Origin of the sequence: Gracilibacillus phocaeensis (assembly GCF_900626275.1) — a bacterium.
GTDB classification, from domain to species: Bacteria; Bacillota; Bacilli; order Bacillales; family Amphibacillaceae; genus Gracilibacillus; species Gracilibacillus timonensis.
Genome location: NZ_LR131143.1, coordinates 418601 through 440456 on the forward strand (window position 1 = coordinate 418601; position 21856 = coordinate 440456).

General features: G+C 40.9%; 20 protein-coding genes and 1 riboswitch. Of the genes, 5 read left to right on the plus strand and 15 right to left on the minus strand.

The annotated features are described in order from the left end of the window. Nucleotides 1–3 precede the first annotated feature (3 nt). Both E0E32_RS06490 and E0E32_RS06495 read right to left on the minus strand, forming a co-directional pair. On the minus strand, nucleotides 4–1278 hold the full coding sequence (locus E0E32_RS06490; RefSeq protein ID WP_066188218.1) for a TRAP transporter large permease: 1275 nt from the start codon (nucleotides 1276–1278) through the stop codon (nucleotides 4–6). 28 nt (nucleotides 1279–1306) lie between these two features. Further along, nucleotides 1307–1876 (minus strand): TRAP transporter small permease, encoded by a 570-nt coding sequence (locus tag E0E32_RS06495; protein WP_066188220.1) that lies wholly within the window; start codon nucleotides 1874–1876, stop codon nucleotides 1307–1309. A gap of 315 nt (nucleotides 1877–2191) precedes the next feature. Between E0E32_RS06495 and E0E32_RS06500 the strand changes: the two genes are divergently transcribed. Then, on the plus strand, nucleotides 2192–2371 hold the full coding sequence (locus E0E32_RS06500) for an SE1832 family protein (RefSeq protein ID WP_066188222.1): 180 nt from the start codon (nucleotides 2192–2194) through the stop codon (nucleotides 2369–2371). Between the two features lie 197 nt (nucleotides 2372–2568). Beyond that, on the plus strand, nucleotides 2569–4362 hold the full coding sequence (gene recQ / locus E0E32_RS06505; RefSeq protein ID WP_066188224.1) for a DNA helicase RecQ: 1794 nt from the start codon (nucleotides 2569–2571) through the stop codon (nucleotides 4360–4362). Here the strand turns inward: recQ and E0E32_RS06510 are convergent. The 7 genes from E0E32_RS06510 to E0E32_RS06540 all read right to left on the minus strand — a co-directional run bounded on the left by E0E32_RS06510 (nucleotide 4351) and on the right by E0E32_RS06540 (nucleotide 13253). Beyond that, nucleotides 4351–4767, minus strand: a complete 417-nt coding sequence (locus tag E0E32_RS06510) for a hypothetical protein (RefSeq protein ID WP_130859319.1) — start codon at nucleotides 4765–4767, stop codon at nucleotides 4351–4353. The genes recQ and E0E32_RS06510 overlap by 12 nt on opposite strands. Nucleotides 4768–4863: 96 nt before the next feature. Next, complete coding sequence (locus E0E32_RS06515; RefSeq protein WP_130859320.1) at nucleotides 4864–5973, minus strand: hypothetical protein; 1110 nt, start codon at nucleotides 5971–5973, stop codon at nucleotides 4864–4866. A 120-nt stretch (nucleotides 5974–6093) separates the two neighbouring features. Further along, a complete protein-coding gene (locus E0E32_RS06520; protein WP_066188234.1) occupies nucleotides 6094–7332 on the minus strand; it encodes an aminopeptidase in 1239 nt (412 codons plus the stop codon). Further along, nucleotides 7332–9215: an ABC-F family ATP-binding cassette domain-containing protein gene (locus tag E0E32_RS06525; protein WP_130859321.1), complete on the minus strand. Its 1884-nt coding sequence runs from the start codon at nucleotides 9213–9215 to the stop codon at nucleotides 7332–7334. Before E0E32_RS06525 ends, E0E32_RS06520 begins: the two co-directional genes overlap by 1 nt. Before the next feature lie 46 nt (nucleotides 9216–9261). After that, a complete protein-coding gene (cls, locus tag E0E32_RS06530; protein WP_066188237.1) occupies nucleotides 9262–10704 on the minus strand; it encodes a cardiolipin synthase in 1443 nt (480 codons plus the stop codon). A gap of 118 nt (nucleotides 10705–10822) precedes the next feature. After that, entirely contained in the window at nucleotides 10823–11281 is a 459-nt protein-coding gene (locus tag E0E32_RS06535; RefSeq protein ID WP_066188243.1) for an Hsp20/alpha crystallin family protein, read from the minus strand. A gap of 124 nt (nucleotides 11282–11405) precedes the next feature. Then, nucleotides 11406–13253: a DUF2207 domain-containing protein gene (locus tag E0E32_RS06540; protein ID WP_130859322.1), complete on the minus strand. Its 1848-nt coding sequence runs from the start codon at nucleotides 13251–13253 to the stop codon at nucleotides 11406–11408. Between the two features lie 280 nt (nucleotides 13254–13533). After that, nucleotides 13534–13635: riboswitch (SAM riboswitch) on the plus strand. Between the two features lie 187 nt (nucleotides 13636–13822). Here E0E32_RS06540 and E0E32_RS06545 point away from each other — a divergent pair. The 3 genes from E0E32_RS06545 to E0E32_RS06555 all read left to right on the plus strand — a co-directional run bounded on the left by E0E32_RS06545 (nucleotide 13823) and on the right by E0E32_RS06555 (nucleotide 17697). After that, the gene (locus tag E0E32_RS06545; RefSeq protein WP_130859323.1) at nucleotides 13823–15493 is read left to right on the plus strand and encodes a PLP-dependent aspartate aminotransferase family protein; all 1671 of its coding nucleotides are present in this window, start codon (nucleotides 13823–13825) and stop codon (nucleotides 15491–15493) included. Nucleotides 15494–16197: 704 nt separating this feature from the next. Continuing rightward, nucleotides 16198–17079, plus strand: coding sequence for an SGNH/GDSL hydrolase family protein (locus E0E32_RS06550; RefSeq protein WP_066188254.1), 882 nt, complete (start codon nucleotides 16198–16200; stop codon nucleotides 17077–17079). 12 nt (nucleotides 17080–17091) lie between these two features. Further along, nucleotides 17092–17697 carry a YpmS family protein gene (locus E0E32_RS06555; RefSeq protein WP_066188255.1) on the plus strand — a complete coding sequence of 202 codons (606 nt, stop codon included), beginning with the start codon at nucleotides 17092–17094 and terminating at the stop codon, nucleotides 17695–17697. A gap of 40 nt (nucleotides 17698–17737) precedes the next feature. Here E0E32_RS06555 and E0E32_RS06560 read toward each other — a convergent pair whose 3' ends face one another. The 6 genes from E0E32_RS06560 to E0E32_RS06585 form a co-directional block, all read right to left on the minus strand. Further along, nucleotides 17738–18370 (minus strand): response regulator, encoded by a 633-nt coding sequence (locus tag E0E32_RS06560; RefSeq protein WP_066188257.1) that lies wholly within the window; start codon nucleotides 18368–18370, stop codon nucleotides 17738–17740. Then, nucleotides 18367–19404 (minus strand): sensor histidine kinase, encoded by a 1038-nt coding sequence (locus tag E0E32_RS06565; RefSeq protein WP_066188259.1) that lies wholly within the window; start codon nucleotides 19402–19404, stop codon nucleotides 18367–18369. The genes E0E32_RS06560 and E0E32_RS06565 overlap by 4 nt, the downstream gene beginning before the upstream one ends. Then, nucleotides 19401–20120 carry a cell wall-active antibiotics response protein LiaF gene (gene liaF, locus E0E32_RS06570; RefSeq protein ID WP_130859324.1) on the minus strand — a complete coding sequence of 240 codons (720 nt, stop codon included), beginning with the start codon at nucleotides 20118–20120 and terminating at the stop codon, nucleotides 19401–19403. Before liaF ends, E0E32_RS06565 begins: the two co-directional genes overlap by 4 nt. A 79-nt stretch (nucleotides 20121–20199) precedes the next feature. Continuing rightward, a complete protein-coding gene (locus E0E32_RS06575) occupies nucleotides 20200–20583 on the minus strand; it encodes a YdeH family membrane protein (RefSeq protein ID WP_066188263.1) in 384 nt (127 codons plus the stop codon). Between the two features lie 113 nt (nucleotides 20584–20696). Further along, entirely contained in the window at nucleotides 20697–21326 is a 630-nt protein-coding gene (locus tag E0E32_RS06580) for a PspA/IM30 family protein (protein ID WP_066188265.1), read from the minus strand. 22 nt (nucleotides 21327–21348) lie between these two features. Beyond that, the gene (locus tag E0E32_RS06585; RefSeq protein WP_066188267.1) at nucleotides 21349–21657 is read right to left on the minus strand and encodes a lmo0954 family membrane protein; all 309 of its coding nucleotides are present in this window, start codon (nucleotides 21655–21657) and stop codon (nucleotides 21349–21351) included. Between the last annotated feature and the right edge of the window lie 199 nt (nucleotides 21658–21856).

Sequence of the window (21856 nt, forward strand, 5' to 3'; positions counted from 1 at the left end):
TAATTAATTAATTAATACTAATGACAATTGTGGGAAAAATATTAGCAATACCCCAATAATCAACAACATAATAATAAACGGTGGTGTACTCTTAATTACTTCTAAATACGGTTTTTTAAATACGGCACTAGCGGTAAATATATCGACCCCAAACGGTGGTGTTGCGGAACCTAATGCAGCTTGGAAGGTGATAATAATACCAAGGTGGATTAAATCTACCCCTGCTGCTTCGGCTGCCGGTGCAAAGATCGGTGTTAATACTAGAATAACTACGATCGGATCGACAAACATACAACCGACAAAGAAGAAAATACTAACAATAATCAATACATAGGTTGCACTTGGATCTGTACCTAAAACCGCTTCTGTAATTTGTTGTGGAATACGAGCATATCCAATCACCCAAGTAAACAATTGACCACCTGCAACTAGTACAAAAACTGCAGAGGTTACGAGTCCAGTGGAAAGAGCAATCTTTGGTATCTGCTTCCACGGAATCGTGCGATAAATGAATACCTCTAAAATAAGTGCATAAAGCACGGAAATACCTGATGCCTCTACCGGCGTGAAAATCCCTAAATAAATACCGCCAATAATTAACACGGGAAAACCTAAAGGCAAGATAGATTTCCATAAATATTTAAAACGATCTGGCCAGCTAACTCTATCTGCTAAAGGAATATCCTTTATCTTCGCATAAACCACACTATATAAGGAAAATGCCAAGAATACAATCAAACCAGGTATAATACCTGCAATAAACAAGTTTCCGACTGAAACACCGGAACCTGCCGCTAATGCATAAATAATCATTCCAATACTTGGCGGAATTAATAAAGCAATGTCACTAGAATTAATGATTAATGCCATTGCATTTGAATCCTTATACCCTAATTTCAACAAACGCTCTCTCATGGGCCTTCCAATCGCTACAACGGTTGCTTGTGTAGAGCCTGAGATGGCACCAAACATCGAACAAGCAGCTGCCGTTGTGACAGCATAACCTCCACGAATGTGACCGACAAAAGAGCCAATAAAATCTAATAGTTTTTCAGATGTTTTTCCAGATGTCATAATATCTGCTGCAAAAATAAACAATGGAACACATAGTAATACTGGGGATTCAATCCCTGTTAACAGCTGCCCCATTAATAAATCCATATTTACATTCGGATTAAAAATCAGCATGACCACAACAGGCGCCAGCATTAATGGTATCATCATTGGAAAATTCAACAGTAATAAGATAACCATTATCGATAATAACGTCGCTAACATAGGCTTTTCCTCTCCACTCGTTTTCTTCTTACACAGAGATGTCTTCTAATTTGACATCTTGATCTTTGTCATCGTTGTAATCTACGGCATCTGTGCCTAAGTATACCTTGTCTTTTGCCTTAGCCGTAAAATTAATATACGTATTACGTAAGAACTGAACGCCTGCCAAAAGAAATCCAATTGGAATAAAGATCGCCATCAAATATCTTGGCAGTTCTAGCGAGGTAGTAATTGCTCCGGTATTGTATTCAAACATCACGAAGCTGTAACAAAAGTATGCCATGACGAACATAAAGATAGCTGTAAAGAAATTAATAACAATCATCATCACTTTACGCACTTTAAATGGGGCAAAATCGTAGAACGCCGACATACTAATGTGTCGACCTTTTCTTGCGGCATAGGCAATGCCCATAAAGGTGGCGATTACAATAGCAAATTTACTAACTTCATAAGCAAAATAGAAGGCACCGGATGAAAATACCTCTCTCGCAATGACATTACCAGCAATCATGACAGTGATTAAGATAATGGCAAAGGATAGGATAAACTCTTCTATTTTGGTAACAATCTTATCAATCCATTGAAATACCTTCAACGTTTTTCCTCCTTAATCAAGGACTGTTTTACTGTTAAACAGTTGTTTTCTATATTACAGAAAGATTGCAACGCACTCAAATGTACTATACCCTGATTACACGTAAATAAACGACAAATTATCGGGAATACAAAAAATGGGCAGAAATCTCTGATATATAATGGCACATCCTTAAAAATAATCAAAAATCCTCAAAGGAGGCCTAAATCATCTGATATTATTCTTTTTTTAAACAATGGAAATAGAGAATTTGTGACTTGCGAAAAGTGCCTGATTCTATTACGCTAAACGTAAAGCTAATTGAGGTGATGATAAATGGACAGACAGGAGATAGAAAGAGAGATAGAAGATTTGAAAGCAGACTACGCTAGATTATCTGCAGACTTGGAAAAGCTGGTATACGTAGGAGCTAACACAACGGGAAATGAAAAAGAATTAGAACGAATTGAAAAACAGGTGGCGGCACTTCGAAAACAACTACAAACAAAAAGATAAATCGATACAGCTTAAGCATTAGTTGAACCATTTCAGTAGGATACTGGTAACGAGACCCCTCGTAACTCATTACTTACTATTACACCTTGCGCGGGGCCAGATCCAGTTATAGTATTTGTTAGGTCAGGTTTGCCACCGTCGTTTAATGACCAACCATTGTTTTTGCCTAGGAACAGACTTATAAGGGAGGAAAAACCGTGAACGCTTTAGAACTACTGCAAAATTATTATGGATATGATCAATTCCGTTCCGGCCAAGAACAAATTGTACAGAACCTTTTAGATAATCACAATACACTAGCCATTATGCCAACAGGTGGCGGAAAATCGATCTGTTACCAAATTCCTGGGCTCGCGAAAACAGGTACAGCGCTGGTGATATCTCCGTTAATTTCCTTGATGAAAGACCAAGTTGACGCCTTACATACCTTAGGAATTGCGGCAACTTATATAAACAGTTCACTCACAGCGGAAGAACAAGCAGAAAGACTAGCTCAGATTCGCCAAGGACACTATACCTTTGTGTATGTGGCACCAGAGCGTTTTGACTCCCCATCTTTTTTTCGAGCGATGAATCAAATCGAACTTTCCTTGATTGCCTTTGATGAGGCTCACTGCATTTCTCAATGGGGACACGACTTTCGCCCCAGCTATCGAACGGTCATTGAATCCGTACGGCAATTAAACAGACTTCCTGTTATCGTCGGGCTTACTGCAACGGCAACGGCGGAGGTGATTAAGGATATCAAGAAGCTCCTAGCAGTACAGGATCAACATATTGTCAACACCGGATTCGCTCGGGAGAATCTTACTTTTGACGTACTGAAAGGGCAAGATCGAAACCACTATATCGCCGATTTTTTGAATGTACATAAGAACGAAACGGGAATCATCTATGCGATTACACGAAAACAAGTGGATCAGCTGCATCACGCCCTGGAAACGAAGGGCTATTCCGTTAGTAAGTATCATGCCGGATTGTCGGAAGAAGTACGGAAGCAAGCCCAGAATGACTTCATTTATGACAATGCCAAGGTAATGATTGCTACGAATGCTTTTGGAATGGGCATTGATAAATCCAATGTCCGCTATGTGATTCATTATGCCTTACCGAAGAATCTGGAAAGTTATTATCAAGAGGCGGGACGGGCTGGTCGTGATGGCGAACCAAGCCAATGTATCATCCTTTTTTCCGGTCAGGACATCAGTATGCAGAAATACTTGATCGACCAATCGGAAATGGAAGAAGACAAAAAAGCAGAGGAATATAAAAAACTGCAAGCGATGATTAACTATTGTCATACCGAGCAATGTCTGCAGCAGTATATCCTCCATTATTTTAATGATCAGATTTCTTCTATCCAGCCATGCGGACGCTGCTCTAACTGTCAAAAAGATGCAGAAAAAATCGATCGGTCCAAGGAGGCACAGATGGTGCTTTCCTGTGTTAAACGAATGAATCAAAGGTTCGGTGCCACCATGGTTGCCAAGGTTTTAAGAGGGGCGAACGATCAAAAAGTCAAACAATTTCGTTTTAATAAGCTATCTACATACGGATTACTGAGTAAATGGACGGAAAAACAAGTTCTTGCGTTTATCCAGTTCTTAATTGCGGAAGATTATGTCACTTCTTACGGTGGACGATTCCCGACTCTGCAACTTAATGAACAATCCTTATCTATTCTGAAGGGCGAACAGACGGTTTTCGTTTATGAAGCAAAAGTGAAGAAGACAGAAGCTGGCGATTATGATGTTGCCGTCTTTGAAGAGTTACGAAAATTAAGAAAACAGCTGGCAGATGAACAAGCAGTGCCTCCTTATGTAATCTTTTCTGATAAATCATTGCGTGAAATGTCCAATGTTAAGCCAACAACCAAGTCAGCTATGTTACAGATTCATGGGGTTGGCGAGCGTAAGTTTGAACAATATGGTTCGTTGTTTATGGAATGTTTCACCAGCGAAGACACTAACCAACAACCGTTAGGCAGCTAGTAAATGTACAGCGTGGTTTTTTAAGACAAGCAGCGTTCTATCCCATGAAATGGAGATGACGACCGTTTTTACGAGTTGTCGCTGGATTTTGGACGTCATTTCTCGGATGACGGCCGTTTTTCCGGATTGTCGCTGGATTTTGGACGTCATTTCTCGGATGACGGCCGTTTTTCCGGATTGTCGCTGGATTTTGGACGTCATTTCTCGGATGACGGCCATTTTTCCGGATCCTCGCTGGATTTTGGACGTCATTTCTCGGATGACGGCCATTTTTCCGGATCGCCGCCGGATTTTGGACGTCATTTCTCGGATGACGGCCATTTTTCCGGATCCTCGCTGGATTTTGGACGTCATTTCTTGGAGGACGGCTATTTTTCCGGATCGTCGCTGGATTTTGGACGTCATTTCTTGGATGACCGTTTTTTGTGTTCTCCAAATACAGATCTACTATTTGAACATCCACACCTCGGCTCAGCTCTTAAAAAGCATTGTCTTTTCGTTTTACACATTATACTTATGCCAAAACCGGAAAATCACTAAGATTACTTTTATAATGATTAAAGCGACCGTCCAGAAAAGTATATTCATCATGTTTAAAAGAAGGGCAGACCCATATAAAGAAGGTACTTCCATGATAAGAGAGGCAACAAATAAACCAATACTAGTACCAGCCATCACTACTACAGCATAGAGAAGCGGATTATACCACTTTGTATACCGTCGCCAAAAAACGTAAACACACGGAATCAATAGATTGATGCCGAGATAGCCAAACAATATAATATCTGTCATCTCGACGATCCCTTCACTATCTGTTGCTGAACTCGGCATAATTATACTTCCGAATAATAGCGCATAACCAAATAAGATCCATAATACATTTCTCTCTGCCTTCTTTGTCTGAGAACGGGTAATGCTCTCTGTCTTAGATCGAACTTCTTCCTTTACTTCTTCTGGCATCCAGATCTGAAAAGGATTACGATAGCTTTCTTCGCCGATATACTCACTAACGATATCCTGACGAGTCCCCTCAACTTCTGAAAAATCCACTTCACTGTAGGCTTGTGCCCTTAGTGCTTCACTTAAATCGTAGCCTGTATAAGTGACAAGGGGGACCTTATCTTCTATACGCCTCATCCATTTCTGCCATTCATCCCTTGATTCAAATTGTTTAAAAAAATAGTTGCCTTGATGCATAATGATCATTAGAGAACCGAACCGAAAATAATTCCGCCCTTGGGGTACCGGCATTCGATATGTAAAAACCCCTATCAACACATGATCTATGTTTTCAAACGGTATGTGATTCTCGTCATTTATCCCTTTGGATGTATTTTCCCAGTATTGATGGAGACCCTCGTTGTCTAATTCAAAGCTATAGATCGTCTGTTTTTTCGACGGATAAAAGACAAACGCCAAAGCACCCATTATCAATCCAATGAATGAGAATAACAATAACAACGGCCATAACCCACTATCCATAACCACATAAATACCACCAATTAGAAAGGCCAAAGAAATGACCCCAAATATACCAGAAGCAATAAAAGCAGGGACTTTGCTTTTTCCTTCCATCGAGTTTGTATATGTAATCGGCTCATCTTCCATCATTACTACCCTCACTTCCCAAGAATCTACTTGAACATGTTGTATTTCTAGTAAACGTTACCTAACTTCCTTGTATTATAAAAAAAGACCATGAGGACAATAACTCCCTCATGATCTTTTCTTTTAATCAAATGAAATCGCCCAAGCGCCTTGACGAAAGACTGGCTCTAAGGTTCCGTCTGCCGTCTCTCCATCAATATCTAAATCCGCTGAACCAATCATAAAATCGACGTGGACAAGGCTGTCATTAACACCATGCTGATCCAGCTCCTGCTCATCCATATCTGACCCACCTTGTAAATTGGTTGGATATGCCTTACCTAAGGCAACATGACAAGAGGCATTCTCGTCATATAGTGTATGGAAAAAGATCAAATCAGACTGTGAGATCGGAGAAGCGTGTGGAACGAGTGCCAATTCTCCTAATCGTTGAGCCCCTTCATCGGTATCCAATAAATGCTTCAAGGTCTCGTATCCCTGCTCTGCCTCAAAGTCGACAACCTTACCATCTTTAAAAGTGAGACTAAAACCATCGATAAGATTACCACCATATACCAGCGGTTTGGTGGCGGTCACTTTGCCGTCTACTTGATACTTGTTCGGCATAGTGAAGACTTCCTCTGTCGGCATATTCGGATTGAAATGATTACCGTTTGGAATCACGGCTCCGCCACCCTTCCAAATGTGTCCCTCCGGTAAACCGAATCGGATGTCGGTACCCTCAGATTTGAAGACTAATGCCTGATAAGCCTTGCCATTCAAATAATCACAAGCCTTACTCAAAGTACGGTTATGTTCATCCCAAGCAGCAATCGGATCTTCTTGATCCACACGAACAATATGAAAGATTTGCTCCCATAATTGTTCCACCGCTTCTTCCATTGGTAAATCTGGGAATATTTTTTCTGCCCAAACCTTCGTTGGTATGGAAATAATCGACCACGGGATGCGATCATTCATAATATACTTACGGAATTCTTTCAAGGCTTCGCCACTTGCCTTGTTTGCCTTAGCTATTCTGGATGGATCCACATCTTTCAACAAGTCTGGATTGGCGGAACTAATCGATAATAACGCTGCTCCATCTTCTGCAAAAGATAATTGTTTGGCAATCTGCCAGTCAGGAATGTTGGTTAGAGTTTCTTCCGGAGCATTTTGGAATTTCAATAAAGACAATTCATCATCCGACCAATTGATATGGACATTTTTTGCCCCCATTTCCCATGCCTTTCGTGCAACGATTCGCACAAAATCTGCTCCTTCAATCGAGGCATTAATCATTAATGCCTGATTCTTTTGTAAATTGACACCTGTTTTCAAGGCCAATTCGGCATATTTCTCCATTAATTCACGTTCTGCCATTATGACTCCTCCTTGATTTCTTCGATTCGCAGGGATAAGGTCTCCCATCTCTCCATTTTTTCTTCTAGTTCTTGCTCTAATTGATTTTGTTGTTCATACAGTGGTTGAATCTTGTCAATGTCACTACCTGCCTGCTCAATTTCTGCAGTCACCTGTTCTAACGTCTCTTCCAATGAGGTAATATCTTCCTCGATCATATCCCACTCTTTCTGTTCATAAAAGGACAACTTTTTCCTAGTACGCTTTGGTCTCGGATGGTGGGACGACTTTTGTTCTTCTTTAGGCTGTTCACGTTCTATCTCCCGAAACGCTGCATAATTACCGTAAAAAGTAGTCAGTGTGGTTTGCCCAGTAAAGGCAATTAACTGATCCACCACTTTATCGAGAAAATAACGATCGTGCGAAACCGTAATCACTACCCCAGGAAATTGTTCGATATAATCCTCAAGTACGGTTAAGGTTTCTGTGTCTAAGTCATTGGTCGGTTCATCTAGAAAAAGTACGTTAGGCTCTTCCATTAATACCGTCAGTAAGTATAGACGTCTGCGCTCCCCACCTGACAGTCTGCGGACATAGGTCCACTGCTGAGAACGCGGAAACAAAAAACGTTCCAGCATTTGTTCTGCGGTAATCGTCTGCCCATCTGTTGTGGTAACCACTTCAGCAACCTCGCGCACTAAATCAATGACCCTTACCGATTCTTCTAGGGCTGGATGTTCCTGCGTATAATAGCCAATCTTCACCGTCTCCCCAATATCTATCGTACCACTATCCGGTTTGACGAATCCAGCCAAAATATTCAGCAAGGTTGTTTTCCCACTTCCGTTTGCCCCTACAATCCCTATGCGATCTCCTGGCTGAATCAAACAATCCAAATCTTTGAATAACAAATGACCCTGATAAGACTTGCTTAGCCCCTGTGTTTCGATCACCTTCTTGCCTAGTCGTTTGGCTCCTATTTGAAAATCCAAGGACTGCTTATTCGTAGCAAACGTCTGCCCTTTCATTTCTTCTACCCGATCGGCTCTGGCCTTCTGTTTCGTTCCTCGTGCTTTCACACCGGATTTCAACCATGCAATCTCTTTCTTCAGGATATTCTGATGCTTTTGCTCTGCTTGCACCTCCTGTTCCTCTCGCCTAGCCTTTTCTTCCAGAAATATCTGGTAATTACCTTCATATTGATATAGATTGCCCTTATCCAATTCAAACATACGATTGGTCATTCGATTCAGAAAGTAACGATCATGGGTAACGAGTAGAATCGCGCCATCATAGGAAGGTAAAAACTCTTCCAACCACTCAATCGTATCGTTATCTAAGTGGTTAGTAGGTTCATCTAAGATCAACAGATCCGCTGGCTGAATGAGCGCTTTAGCAATGGCAATACGTTTACGTTGACCTCCTGATAGCTGTTTCACTTGCTGATCAAAAGCAGGAATACCCAGTCTTGTCAGAATCGTTTTGGCCACGGTCATGGCTTCCCATGCTTCCAATTGATCCATTCTTTCTTGACGCTGAATAAGTTGTTGCTGCAACGTCTCATTATTAGGCTCTTTTTCCAGAGCTAACACAGTGGATTCATATTGTCTTAAGGCAACCATCATAGCTGTATTTCCATAATAAATTTGATCTAGCACAGTATCTTCTTCGGCTAGTGATGGCGTTTGATCCAGGTATTCGATTTTATAATCATTTGGATGTTCCAAGCTGCCACTTTCTGCTTGATCTAAACCTGCCAACACCTTTAATAGGGTGGATTTTCCGGTTCCATTCACTCCAACCAAACCAATTCGATCATGGTCCGATATGGAAAAAGAAATATCTTGAAGCAATGGCTTGTCTCCATATGTTTTGACGAGATGATTTACTTTTATCGTACGCATGGTATCTTTCCTTTCCAGTTCTATGTATCCATAGCAAGCAAATACGCTATAAGATCGGGGATATCAATCTTGATACCGCCTCTTTCACCTTGATCATCACCGAACGTTGTTGGTACAGTTCATAGGTAAGCCTTGTCGAGTGTTCCATATCTTTTTCAAATTCGTCTACTAGCATCTCCGCTAATGTTTCATTATAGAGAAAGGCATTGATTTCAAAGTTCAATCGAAAACTCCGCACATCGATATTTGCCGTACCAACGGAAGCAATCTTACTGTCTACGACTATCATTTTGGCATGCAAGAATCCTTGTTGATAGGTATACACGGTAGCACCGGACTTCAACAGCTCACCGATATAGGAATAGGTTGCCCAATATACAAAAGGATGGTCCGGTTTATTAGGAATCATAATACGCACATCTACCCCGGATAAACAGGCAATCTTGACGGCATCGAACAAGCTCTCATCCGGTATAAAATAAGGCGTTTGAATATAGACATAATCCTTGGCAGACATGATCATCTTCATATAGCCATGCTTGATCTGCTCCCATTCCGAGTCCGGTCCACTCGATACAATCTGCATCCCGATTTTTCCAGTTGGCTGTGCTGCATAATAACGTTCATTATATTCGATATCATGACGAGAAGCCTGATTCCAATCCAATATAAAACGAGTCTGTAAATGTTTCACAGCACTGCCGGTAATACGCAAATGAGTATCTCGCCAATAACCAAATTTCTGCACCTTACCAATATATTCATCCCCGATATTAAAGCCGCCAATATAAGCAATTTTACCATCAATCACTGCAATTTTCCGGTGGTTCCGATGGTTTATTTTTAAGTTCACTTTTGGAATTAATGGCGGGAAGAAACCCTCTACTTCTGCCCCAGCCTGACGCATCTTTTTGATTAACTTTCTTCTAAAACTCCGTGAACCTAAATCATCATACAAGAAGCGAACTTCTACACCTTCTCGCGCCTTCTTTGACAATGCCTCCGTGATGCGCTTGCTTAAGTCATCAGACCGGACTATGTAATACTGTAAATGAATATGATCCTTGGCGTTCGCAATATCTTCCAGTAATGAATGGAACTTACGCTTACCATCGGTGAAGACTTTCACATCATTATCATGAGAATAAATCGCGTCACCATTTCGCAGATGCAAATAAAATAAATCCTTATATTCATTAAGCCTAGTATCTTCTAAGACAAATTGGTCACTTTCCAATTCCCGCAGCTGGTGCTGAACAGCCGTCTTGACCCCAAGCTTACTTTTCGTATCCCAGGTAAATATCGGCTTCTTACTGAGCTGACGGCCAAAGATAAGGTACAGCACAAACCCTACTAAAGGGATGAAAGTTAATACAAGTATCCATGCCCAAGAGGAAGTAGCACTTTTTCGTTCTAGAAAAATAATAACCATGGATAAGATGATATTAAAGATAAGAACAGCGGTTATAATCATTTGTGTAATAGCCATTATGTTACCCCCCCTCCCAAAACACGGTCAAACAAAAGGAATTCAGTTACATATTGCTAACTTGCATCCCTTCTAATATAGCATACTTGCCCACAGCCGGACAGTAAACACTACCGCTTCACTCAACCTCTATCGTATCATATTCTTTGTCTATTTTATTGCCGCTAATTTCTAATACTCCATCTCGAAATTTGGCCTTTATTGTGCGCTTATCAATTGGTTGAGGCAACGTGATAATCCGTTCTTTGCGCTGCCTGCGTCTTTCTTTGTAAAGGTAGTGGATCTCTTCCTGATAAGACTCGGTTGCTTCTTGATAATCCATCATAATGGTGATTTGACTGGGAGCCGTCAATTGCACATGTACTTGTTCTTTTTTCAGACCTGGTAAATCTACCCGGATCAATATTTGACGATCTGTTTCGGCAACATCTACTGGGATACGTCGAGGAAGATTAGCTTGTTCAAAGAATTGATCAATGGTCTCCATCACATTTCGCTTAGGCTTCTCGTATAGTAAAGCGTCTAACCTTCGAATCAAATCATCCCCCCATTCGGACATTCTTTTGTCTTCTGACATAGGCTCACCCCCTATATAAATGTATCCATATCAGTTTATGCAGCAACCAAAAAAATGAGCTTGTGTCCTATAGAAAAAATCATGTCATCTCCATTCCCTTCCTTAAGGGAGCAAAAGCCTTTTTTTAAAAGGCCCCCGCTCCTCCACCTCCACCAGGGGAACTACCGGTTGTTCCGGCAGTAGAGCTGGCTGCTGCTGAATAGAGGATAAAGTGACTAGAATCAAAGGCAGAGGCAACCGGAAGAGCAGACATCGTCACCAACAAAGGGGCAAGGGTTACATCCGCCTGATATTTCTGTTCAAATACCTCTCCTTTTCCTAACACGATCGCATTCTCTATTCTTTTTTCAAGTAAAGCTTGATCACTGCTTATTGGATAGCGGCCTTCTTGATACAAATCGGTGACCTGTTTAACAGCATAACGGAGCTGTCTTATTTCTTGCCCCCAATAATATGCTGGAACCAATAAAAGCACGAGACCGCTGATCAGATAAAAGATGATCGTCCAAATGGTTCCAGTATCCAGTGTAAATGCAACCAATGAAGCAAAAATCACAAACAAGTACAATAAAGGAAAGACAAATTTTTGACGATGAAAAATAAGACTGACCACCGTCACTACCGCTAAGATTATTGTCAATATCAACTGAGTAGTCGGTGTCATCGGCTGAATCGTTAGCTGATAATAAAACATTCCAGCCACCAGTAAGCTCATGATTAGTGATAATCCGGAATAAAAGCCTACCGGTTTACGTTCGGTATTTGCTTCCATTTCTTGCTTTGCTTGTTTACTCCACTCAGAAAATTGTTCATACTGCTGCTTCGCCTGTTGAGTTCGTTCTTTTTCAGGCATATCTGGATCATCTTGCAGCGACTCCAATAAGAAATATTCTCCTTGTTTGTCCTTTTCCGTAAATAACCATTCACGTAATCGTTGATCGGAGGGACTAAGGTTATTTGGATTATTGTCCCATGTAAAACGATAAGCAGTGTCCTCTTCCTTTCTTTCTGAAGGTACTTCTGTGAAATGAACAATCCCTCGTCTGCGTAAAGAGAATAAGGCAGCATTGATACTATGGACGTCAATATTATACCACCTGTGAATATAACTTAGTAATAATGGATCTGTTTCCTCTACCACTCGAATTAATGAATCCATCTCTTTCGATCCACGATAACGATTAGGATGAATACGATAAATCACTAGTGTCACACCTAATAAAAGTAGCAAGCCTGCCACTACAATTGGCGTAAGAAGAGCTGTCTTTTCCGGTAGATTCTCCGCCCTTTGCGCCAACTGTGCCTCTTCTTCCAAAATGGAAGTCTCCATCATTTCCGCTTGATCTGTTTCCATTGCGTTGAGTTGATCAGCCGGGAAAACCAAACGAAATTGGGTGGTACCTCCTGCCTTGACTAGATCATTGCTATAGGTGATACCATCTTCTGTCTCCGTCAACTCACCATCTGCATCGTCCTTTAAGAAATAATGGAAATCCTCTGCACTTTGGTTAGGTAGATGGAGTTGGATCGAAATATCATGAAAATCCGTTTCATTGGAGTCGTCAAAGAATGCATAAGTCAGATCGGCGACATCCTGATACTTCGTAACCGAACCGTCAACCTCATAGGTGTATAATACTTGTTTGGTCTCATTCTGGGAGGGTGTATGCACTTTCCACGTATCGTCATCTTCTTCCACCTCTAATGGCTGCAGGTTATTTGTGTCGGCATCGATCGTTTCTCCATTGGCCAAATACGCTTGAAAATGATGGTCATCTGATTCGATCGTTCTTGTCATTCCTTCAAAAGAGCCGTCAAAGGTATAGGTATATAGCTCACGCACCTCCATCGTACCTTCGTCTGTAATATATGCGTCCATGTCCACCTTATCGATCGTAAATGTATCCTCCTCCGAACAAGCGGTTAAAAAAATAACCAGCAAAAAACCTAGAATCATGGTGCCTTTTTTCATGATAAGCACCTCCTTTTCCTAATATAGCTATACCCTTTTATACGCATGATCAATGGCTTTTGTTTCAATATTTCAAAAATAAGGTATCCACATGTTCTATCTATTGATTAAAATGCAATGATACGAAGTTGCCATTTAAACACTTGTCATCTATTCGACTATGGCGCTATGATTCATTTCTTGATCTAAGTAAGTATAAAGTCATGAAAATCAATGAATATTTTAGTTGACGACCATCAGTTCTTCACGTATACTAAGATCAATTCTATATTCGTACAAGCTCTTATTGAGAGTGGCTGAGGGAATAGGCCCTGTGAAGCCCAGCAACCGTCTTTATTGACATGGTGCTACATCCTACAGGGTATAACCTGAAAGATAAGAGAAGGTCTGATGAATGCATACGTCCTTCTTACCTTTCACAAGGTTAGTGGGACGTTTTTATGTTATGCTGAGAGTACATACAAACAAGAGCTCACTAAGACATCAATGATTTTCCACTACCATACAGTGGGGAGTAGAACCAATCTTTACGGCATGATAATTTATCCAATACAAGGAGGTTTTTACAAATGACAAATCCATTTCAATTTCCGAAAAATGAAACAAACTTGCTTCACGCTGGACAGCAGGTAGATCCAACGACAAATGCCAGGGCAGTGCCAATCTATCAAACGACATCCTATGTGTTTAATGACGCCGAACATGCCCAAAACTTATTTGCCTTAGCAGAGACTGGTAACATCTATTCCAGAATCATGAATCCTACAGTAGACGCATTCGAACAACGGATGGCCATATTAGAAGATGGGGTAGCCGCCGTAGCTACAGCTTCTGGGATGTCTGCTATTACACTCGCAATCTTAAATCTAGCCAATTCGGGGGATGAAATTGTAACCGATAGCAACCTGTATGGCGGAACCTATAATCTGTTTAGAAATACATTGCCGAACTATGGCATTAACGTTATTTTTGTAGATGGAGCAGACCCAGAAAACTTCCGTAAGGCGATCACACCAAAAACAAAGGCCGTCTTCGGCGAGGTGATTACTAATCCAAGCTTGAATGTATTCGATATTGAAGCAGTGGCTGATATCGCTCATGAGAACGATATTCCGCTAATCATTGATAATACCTTTGCGACACCTTATGTCTGCAAACCGATTAGTTGGGGAGCGGATATTGTCGTTCACTCTGCAACAAAATGGATTGGCGGACATGGTACTACAATTGGAGGTATCATGATTGACGGTGGACGTTTCAACTGGAATAACGAAAAATTCCCTGGCTTTATCAAACCGGATGAATCCTATCATGGCATTCGCTATGGTATTGATCTTGGTGCGGCTGCTTTTGCACTGAAATTCCGGGTTCACTTATTACGTGATATCGGACCTGCCTTAAGTCCGCAAAATGCCTTCTATTTCTTACAAGGATTAGAAAGCTTACATTTACGGGTCGAACGTCACCATGAGAATGCCCAAGCCGTTGCTCAGTATCTCCAGAAACATCCACAAATAGAATGGGTAGCTTATCCAGGATTGGAGGAACACCCTTCTCATCAGCTTGCACAGAAATATTTGCGTAACTATTACGGTTCTGTGATTACTTTTGGTATTAAGGGCGGAAGAGAAGCAGGCCGAAAATTGATTGATAACATTACCCTATGGTCTCATGTGGCCAATGTAGGCGACGCCAAATCATTGATTATCCACCCTGCTTCCACTACTCAGCAGCAGCTAAGTGCAGAGGAACTAGAGGCTTCCGGAACAAAAGAAGAGCTCGTCCGATTATCTGTTGGTTTAGAAGCTCCAGATGATATCATCGCCGATTTAGACCAGGCGATTGCCAAGGCAACCAACAGTGAGCCAACTATTCACATCAGTAAGGAACAAGCGATCGAATGGGCCCTATCTTCCCCTTTCGATCGTGAAGGCGGAGACATTCGTCCGAAAAATATTCTGGTAGCTGGTGATATCGATCATTCGATTGCCGCCGTTAAACTTCAAAAGCTTGGCTACCATGTCACTGCAGCAAATCAAGCAGAAGAAGAGATTGATCTATTGTTTATTACAGATAGTGGACAAGCTCAGGACTTCTATAGCGATCAGGCAAAGATTGTCTGGTTTGCAGCAGGACAAACAGACGCCGATGTCAAAGCAAAGGCAGAGGCCAACGGTCAAATTGTGGTTGAAGATAAATGCCCGTTTGAAGAAGCAGATCGATTACGTCGCGGAAAATAATCGTTGTCTAGTCTCATCACCTTGACGCAACAAGCAAAAAAATAGGAAGAATAACCGTAATGAGATAATCATTGCGGTTATTTTTTAAATGAGATAAGAAAGCATATAATCTTTGGTATAACAGGACTTGGAATGATTTTGACCTTGAACGAGAGTACCGATAAGATGGATTATGTTAAGTAGCACACTTTCCTTAGTGGTGAGTTTGATCGTTTTATCTGTGCGAAGCAAACGCTCCAGGAATAGGCTACGCTTTCCATGGGGCCGGCTTCAGCTAACTAAAAAGTGCTTTTCTTTTTCAAGTTAGCTGAAGCCGTGCCTGCGGAAAGCGAAGTGGTTGGCTAGAGCGTTGTCACGCACACACAATCTCTCAAAATAATGACATAGCTACTTTACATAATCCTATCGGTAGTTCTGTATCTACTTTGAGTGGTCGGTAAAGGGCCGGACGGATTTTAGGCCGTTTTTTTAAGAATAAGAAAACAGGCGATTGATTCTTCTTATCATTGAAAGCTTCAGACACTCACCCACAAAAAACGTATATTTCTCATTCAATTAATCGATCACGGTTACAAGTCTCCTCGTTCAAACGAATCCTTGAAGTAGGAAATCAGAATATTATGGCATATGTGCACCGCCATGTTAATATTGATAAGATAAGGGTATAAAATATTAATGAGATTATGTATTGTGGGTGTATGCAGATGAGCAAAAAAAGATTAATTATGCTGTTCATCATCATTGTAGTGATCGGAATAGTTTTGTTTCTCTTTTTACAACCAGATAAGAACGAGCAGAGACAACCAGAGCAAAACCCTCCCTCTACCGAAGAGGAGACAGAAGAAGAAACACCAGAGGATGAACCGCAAGAGGAAGAAGAATCGCTTGCTCAGACTGTCCGTGACAGGGTCATAGGTGCACTTAATTTTTTGCAAAGTGATACTCATATTGTTGCGATTGGTGACTCGCTCACACAAGGTGTTGGTGATGAAGACGATAATGGTGGGTATGTAGGTATATTAGAAGATCAGTTAGATGAGGAGAACATCCATGTAACCTTTGATAACTTTGGTGTGCGAGGTAATCGAACAGACCACTTGTTAAGACGATTAGAAGATAATCCGGAGATTACCGATTCATTAGAGGACGCTAATATGGTATTAATAACGATTGGTGCCAATGATATTATGCAGATTATGAAAGATAACTTTATGAATCTTACAGAAGAACCTTTTATCGAAGAACGACAACCATACAGCGATAGACTAAGACAGATTCTCGAAAAGATCATGGAAACCAATCCAGATGCTAATATCTATTTACTTGGTTTCTTTAACCCGTTTGAATCCTATTTCAGTGATATCGAGGAACTCAATCAAATTGTTACTAGGTGGAATAATGCCAGCCTGCAAGTGACCAATAACTTTGAGCAGGTACACTATATTCCGATGCAGGATATCTTTCAGTACACGGATGAAGAAGTATTTTCAGAGGATAATTTCCACCCAAACCACCGTGGATACCAATTGATGGCAGAACGCGTTATTACCTATTTACAAAATGATTTACAAGATGCTCAAGGCTAAAGGATGACCATAATGGAAGAAAAAAAATTAACCAATTGGAGAAAATTATTTATCACATTGTTAGCGGTAAACGCCGTGCTTATCTTCGGTGTTATTCTGTTTATCTTCTGGCCTGTGCCTGGGGAAACACCGCCTGATAAACAGTTTATTGAGGATGATGCGGGGGCTGAATTCACGATCCGCTCCAGCAAAGAAAACTTGAATGAACTAGTCAATGCCTATTTAGATAAACTGCCTAAACAAGAAAACATACAATATGCTGTAAAGTTTGATGAAGAAGTACATTTGATGGGATCGGTGGAGGCCTTCTCCCAAGAGGTTCCTGTTAATATTACCTTTGAGCCGATTGTCCAAGAGAATGGCGATATCTTATTACAGTCAACCGGTATGTCGTTGGGATTATTGCGATTACCACAGGATCGTATCCTCCAATACGTGAACAGTCGAATTAGAACACCTGAATGGATTACGATCAGCCCGAAGGATGAATCTATCTACATTGCCGTTACACAAATGAACCTTAGGAGTAACTTTCGCGTCAAGGCACAACAAATTAACTTGGAAGATGATAACATCAGTTTCCGGATTAAGGTCCCTAACAAAACATTGGGTTTGTAGGTGGAATCGCACAATAACCGCTATAACAGGCTGTCTTCCCTTAGCTGATCAATCCATTTTGATAGGCATAGACAGCTGCTTGTGTCCGATCTTGCACTTCTAATTTACTAAGGATATTGCTGACGTGAACCTTGGTTGTTTTTAAAGCGATAAACAATTCATCAGCAATTTCTTGGTTTGTTTTCCCTTGTGCGATCAACAATAGAATTTCCATCTCGCGTTTTGTTAGACTATCATGCTGAGACTCTTTACTGCCACTTGAAAATTTCTGCATCATTTTTGCTGTCACTTCTTTTTCTAATACCGATTCGCCATGATAAGTGTCGCGAATAGCTCCAGCAATCACATCGGCTTTGGATGTTTTTAATAAATAGCTGGTTGCCCCGGCTTCTAATGCAGGATACACCTTGTCATCATCAATAAAACTAGTCACAATAAGAATCTTTGCCTCTGGCCACTGTTGTTTGATTTGACGTGTTGCCTCAATTCCGTCCATCTCTTCCATAACCAAATCCATTAGAATAATATCCGGTTTTAAGTCAAGGGCCAGCGTTACTGCCTTCTTGCCATTATCCGCCTCTGCTACTACTTCAATATCTTCCTGTGTGTCTAAATAAGCACTTACTCCAATCCTTACCATTTCATGATCGTCAACAAATAAAACGCGGATCATGTTTCTTCACCTCCATCACTGATTAGTGGTACACGTACTTCTACCTTCGTTCCCTGTCCTTTGATACTTACCATGCGCAAATTGGCACCGACCTCAGCCGCCCTTTCATACATATTCGTCAATCCATAGGATCGGTCTCGTTTATCTTGCACATCAAATCCAATTCCATCATCAGTTATGCGTAAAATGAGGAAGTGTTCTCGTTCGATTAACAAAACAGCCAGTTTATCAGCCTTAGCATGACGCAAAGCGTTGGAAATAGCCTCTTGTAAGATACGGAATAGTTGGTCTTCAATCCCTTTACTTACGGTGATATCTTCTAATTGCCAGGTGATGTCCATTGGGACCTTAGCATGGAGTTCTGCTAGTAATTGTTCCACACCTTCATTTAACGTTTTATTTTTTAACTGTACAGGTCTTAGATGTAGTAATAACGCCCGCATCTCCAGCTGTGACTGCTGGATCATTGCTTCAATCTGCTGTAATTGCTTAGTCATCTTATCACTTTGTCCCTTATTGGCTGTAATCACGGCTGACACTAACATCGAGGCGGCAAATAGTTCTTGACTGACGGAATCATGCAACTCACGTGCCAAGCGATTACGTTCTTCCGAGATCACTTGATTAATCGTTTCTTCCTGGTCACTTGCACGTTCTTCAATCAATTTCTGCGTACGTCTCGTTTGTTCCTGAATATACTGTTGAACTTCTTTTAACTTTGCTAATACATCATCCATCTCTTCAAAAGAAACTGGATCAGAGAAGGATTGATTTTTCAAGATATGGTGCAAGCTTGTCTCTACATATTGTAGTCGCCGCTGCCAGAAAATGGTCATCACAATACCAATTACGGACCCGAAAAGAATGGTAATCATGGGTAGCATCACGATAAACGGGATCTCAAATACCTTATTTGTCCACAAATCACTCCAATCCTCAATCGGAAAAGCAATATAATAAATAGACCCCAACATACCCAATAACAAAAAGGCGAATAAACAGGTTAAAAAAATCATGCGTGTATATAATTTCATCCTCTTTTCACCTCAAACTTTCCAGCTATCATTTGGGTGAAAATTCGGACGCGTTGATCCGATATCTCAAAGCCTTTTGTCTGCACTTGAATATGTCGATTGAAGGCATTTTTTTCTTCATGCTCGAATGCATAAATGTCACCAAAAAGTACGGTATGATCCAGGATAATTTCGACATCATAAGGCACAATAATCGTTACTTTTCCAGCTAGTTGCCGAATCACAATAACGGCGTCATCATCAGGTAGCATGGTATTATTTAAGTCAATCACCACATCTCCTATGGCCGATTGAAAATTCAAATCCTGCCAGACAAAACCTTGCTCGGTGGTATGATACTTACCGAACCACTCCGTTTGTATCACTCGATCTTCATATAAGGATTCTTCATCGATGTTAAGATATTTGGGCTCCGGTTCTGCCTCTTTCTGTCTTTGTTGGTACCAATGCCAGACAAAGTAGATCACCACAGCGAAAATAACTAGCCTTAGTACATAAGTGTTTAGCGCGGCAATAAAAATAAAAACAACTCCGCCCCAGAAGATCGTTTTTCCTGTCATCGTATGAAAAGATCTTCTTCCCAAGTAGATTCCCACAGCCCCAAGTGCAATCAAAAAAAGGAGGCCTGGATCTATAAATAAAATTTCAAATAACAAGAAAACGGCACCTACAATGATGAGTACCTGCAATACATCGCGGTTGTTTTTCTTGGACATATAGATCGCCTCCTTCCCCTTTGTCTATTTAATAAACTGCCTGTTATGTATGATTGTTCTTTATGTAATAGGGGTAAGCTCAGGCGGTTTTCTCGACTGGCTTGGTTGTTCCCGCTACAATAGTCACCACGATACTGCTAATACTTATAACTGCCCCTAACACACCAGCGGCACTTATCATCGTACCATCCTCAACAAAAAAACCTACTGGTATCAACACGATAAAGGACATCGCGATAAATCCTTGATATACTGCTGAAGCTATCTTGACAACAATATGATTAAAAAATGCCAATATGACAGGGGGCAAGAAGAAAAAGACAACTACCCCAATCGCTAGCCATAATCCCCATGGCTCATCGAAGGAATTAGCATTTGTTCCGATTGGATTTTTCGCCCCTGCTAAGATAAGACCAATCGCCACCAGGAGCGTCAATACAACCATGGTCACTCTTTTTATCATTATCATACTCCTTTCTGATAGAAGGAAAAAGGCGCAGCGCATATGCTGCACCTTGTTAACAACCTTTTCCTTTCCGATCATGACATCATCCATGATTATAGAATAACATGTTTTTAGCTTGATTTTGTAGCCTTTTTTTCTAATTCTTGAAAACGGGCGTCTAACGTGTGTAAACGATAGTCGGAACGGACACGTTGCTCAATGCGTTCAATATAACTTTCCAATTCGGCAAATTTAGAAGCGCTCTTGGAAACAAGCTCCGTTTCTAACACCTTGTTCATTCCTTGTGTGGTGCGAGCAACATTCTCCCGGCTGCGAAGCTCCAATCTTTTTACATAGAGATCCTTCAATTTCTGTTTCATTTGGATATATTTTGTTTCGAGCATTTCCAAATCTTTAATGGACTTATCAGACATTTCATCCAAATGGACTACACGTGCCTCGAACTGTTCTAACTCCGTTTTTGCCTCTGCTAACAGATCTGTTTCATTCATTTCCTCTGCTAGCTGCACTTGGCGCTTACGTTTTTCTACCATGGTTTTCGCTTGATTTCGTTCCCGATCAATATCATGTTTGATCTCATATTGCTTGTCCATAAGGTGTTTGATTTTCTTAACTTCTTGCTCGCATTCACGAATATACTGATTAACGTGTGCTATTGGGTTCTTTTCCTCCTTACGATCGATAGCGTCATTTAAATCTGCCATCACGGTGTCTTTAATACGAGTAAATAAGTTTGCCATTGTAAATTCCTCCTTGAGTTTATTAAATGTTTTCCCATTCTAAGTAGTCTTTTGACTGTTTTTCTTCTTGATATTTCTTATAGGCATAATACAAAACGACCAAGGCAGCGATACCGATCAAGGCTGGGATATTGGATAGTGACATCGATACACCGATTAACACTACGATTGCCCAACCAACCTTACTACCGGTTGTGTCTGCCAGGATGAATTTCTTCACTCCGTAATAAGCAATTAACACACTGATGGCAAGCATGATTATGGATCCTAAATTGGTTAGCAACACAATACCGGCGATAATCGCTAAACTGACGATTAAAAATGTTTTCATCTGCTTTGCCTCCTTCCATACTTATATGATAGCTGGTTTCAAGGCTTTTCAAAACGGGCTGTGGATATATTTTGCAATAGGACTGGAGGCGTAGGGTGGGTAGGACTTGTGGGAGTGGAGACAGAATAGTTGATGGAGCAAGTCAGTGAGAGAGTGGCGGGAGTCATAATGGCGATTAGAACTGGCAGTGGTTTTCGTG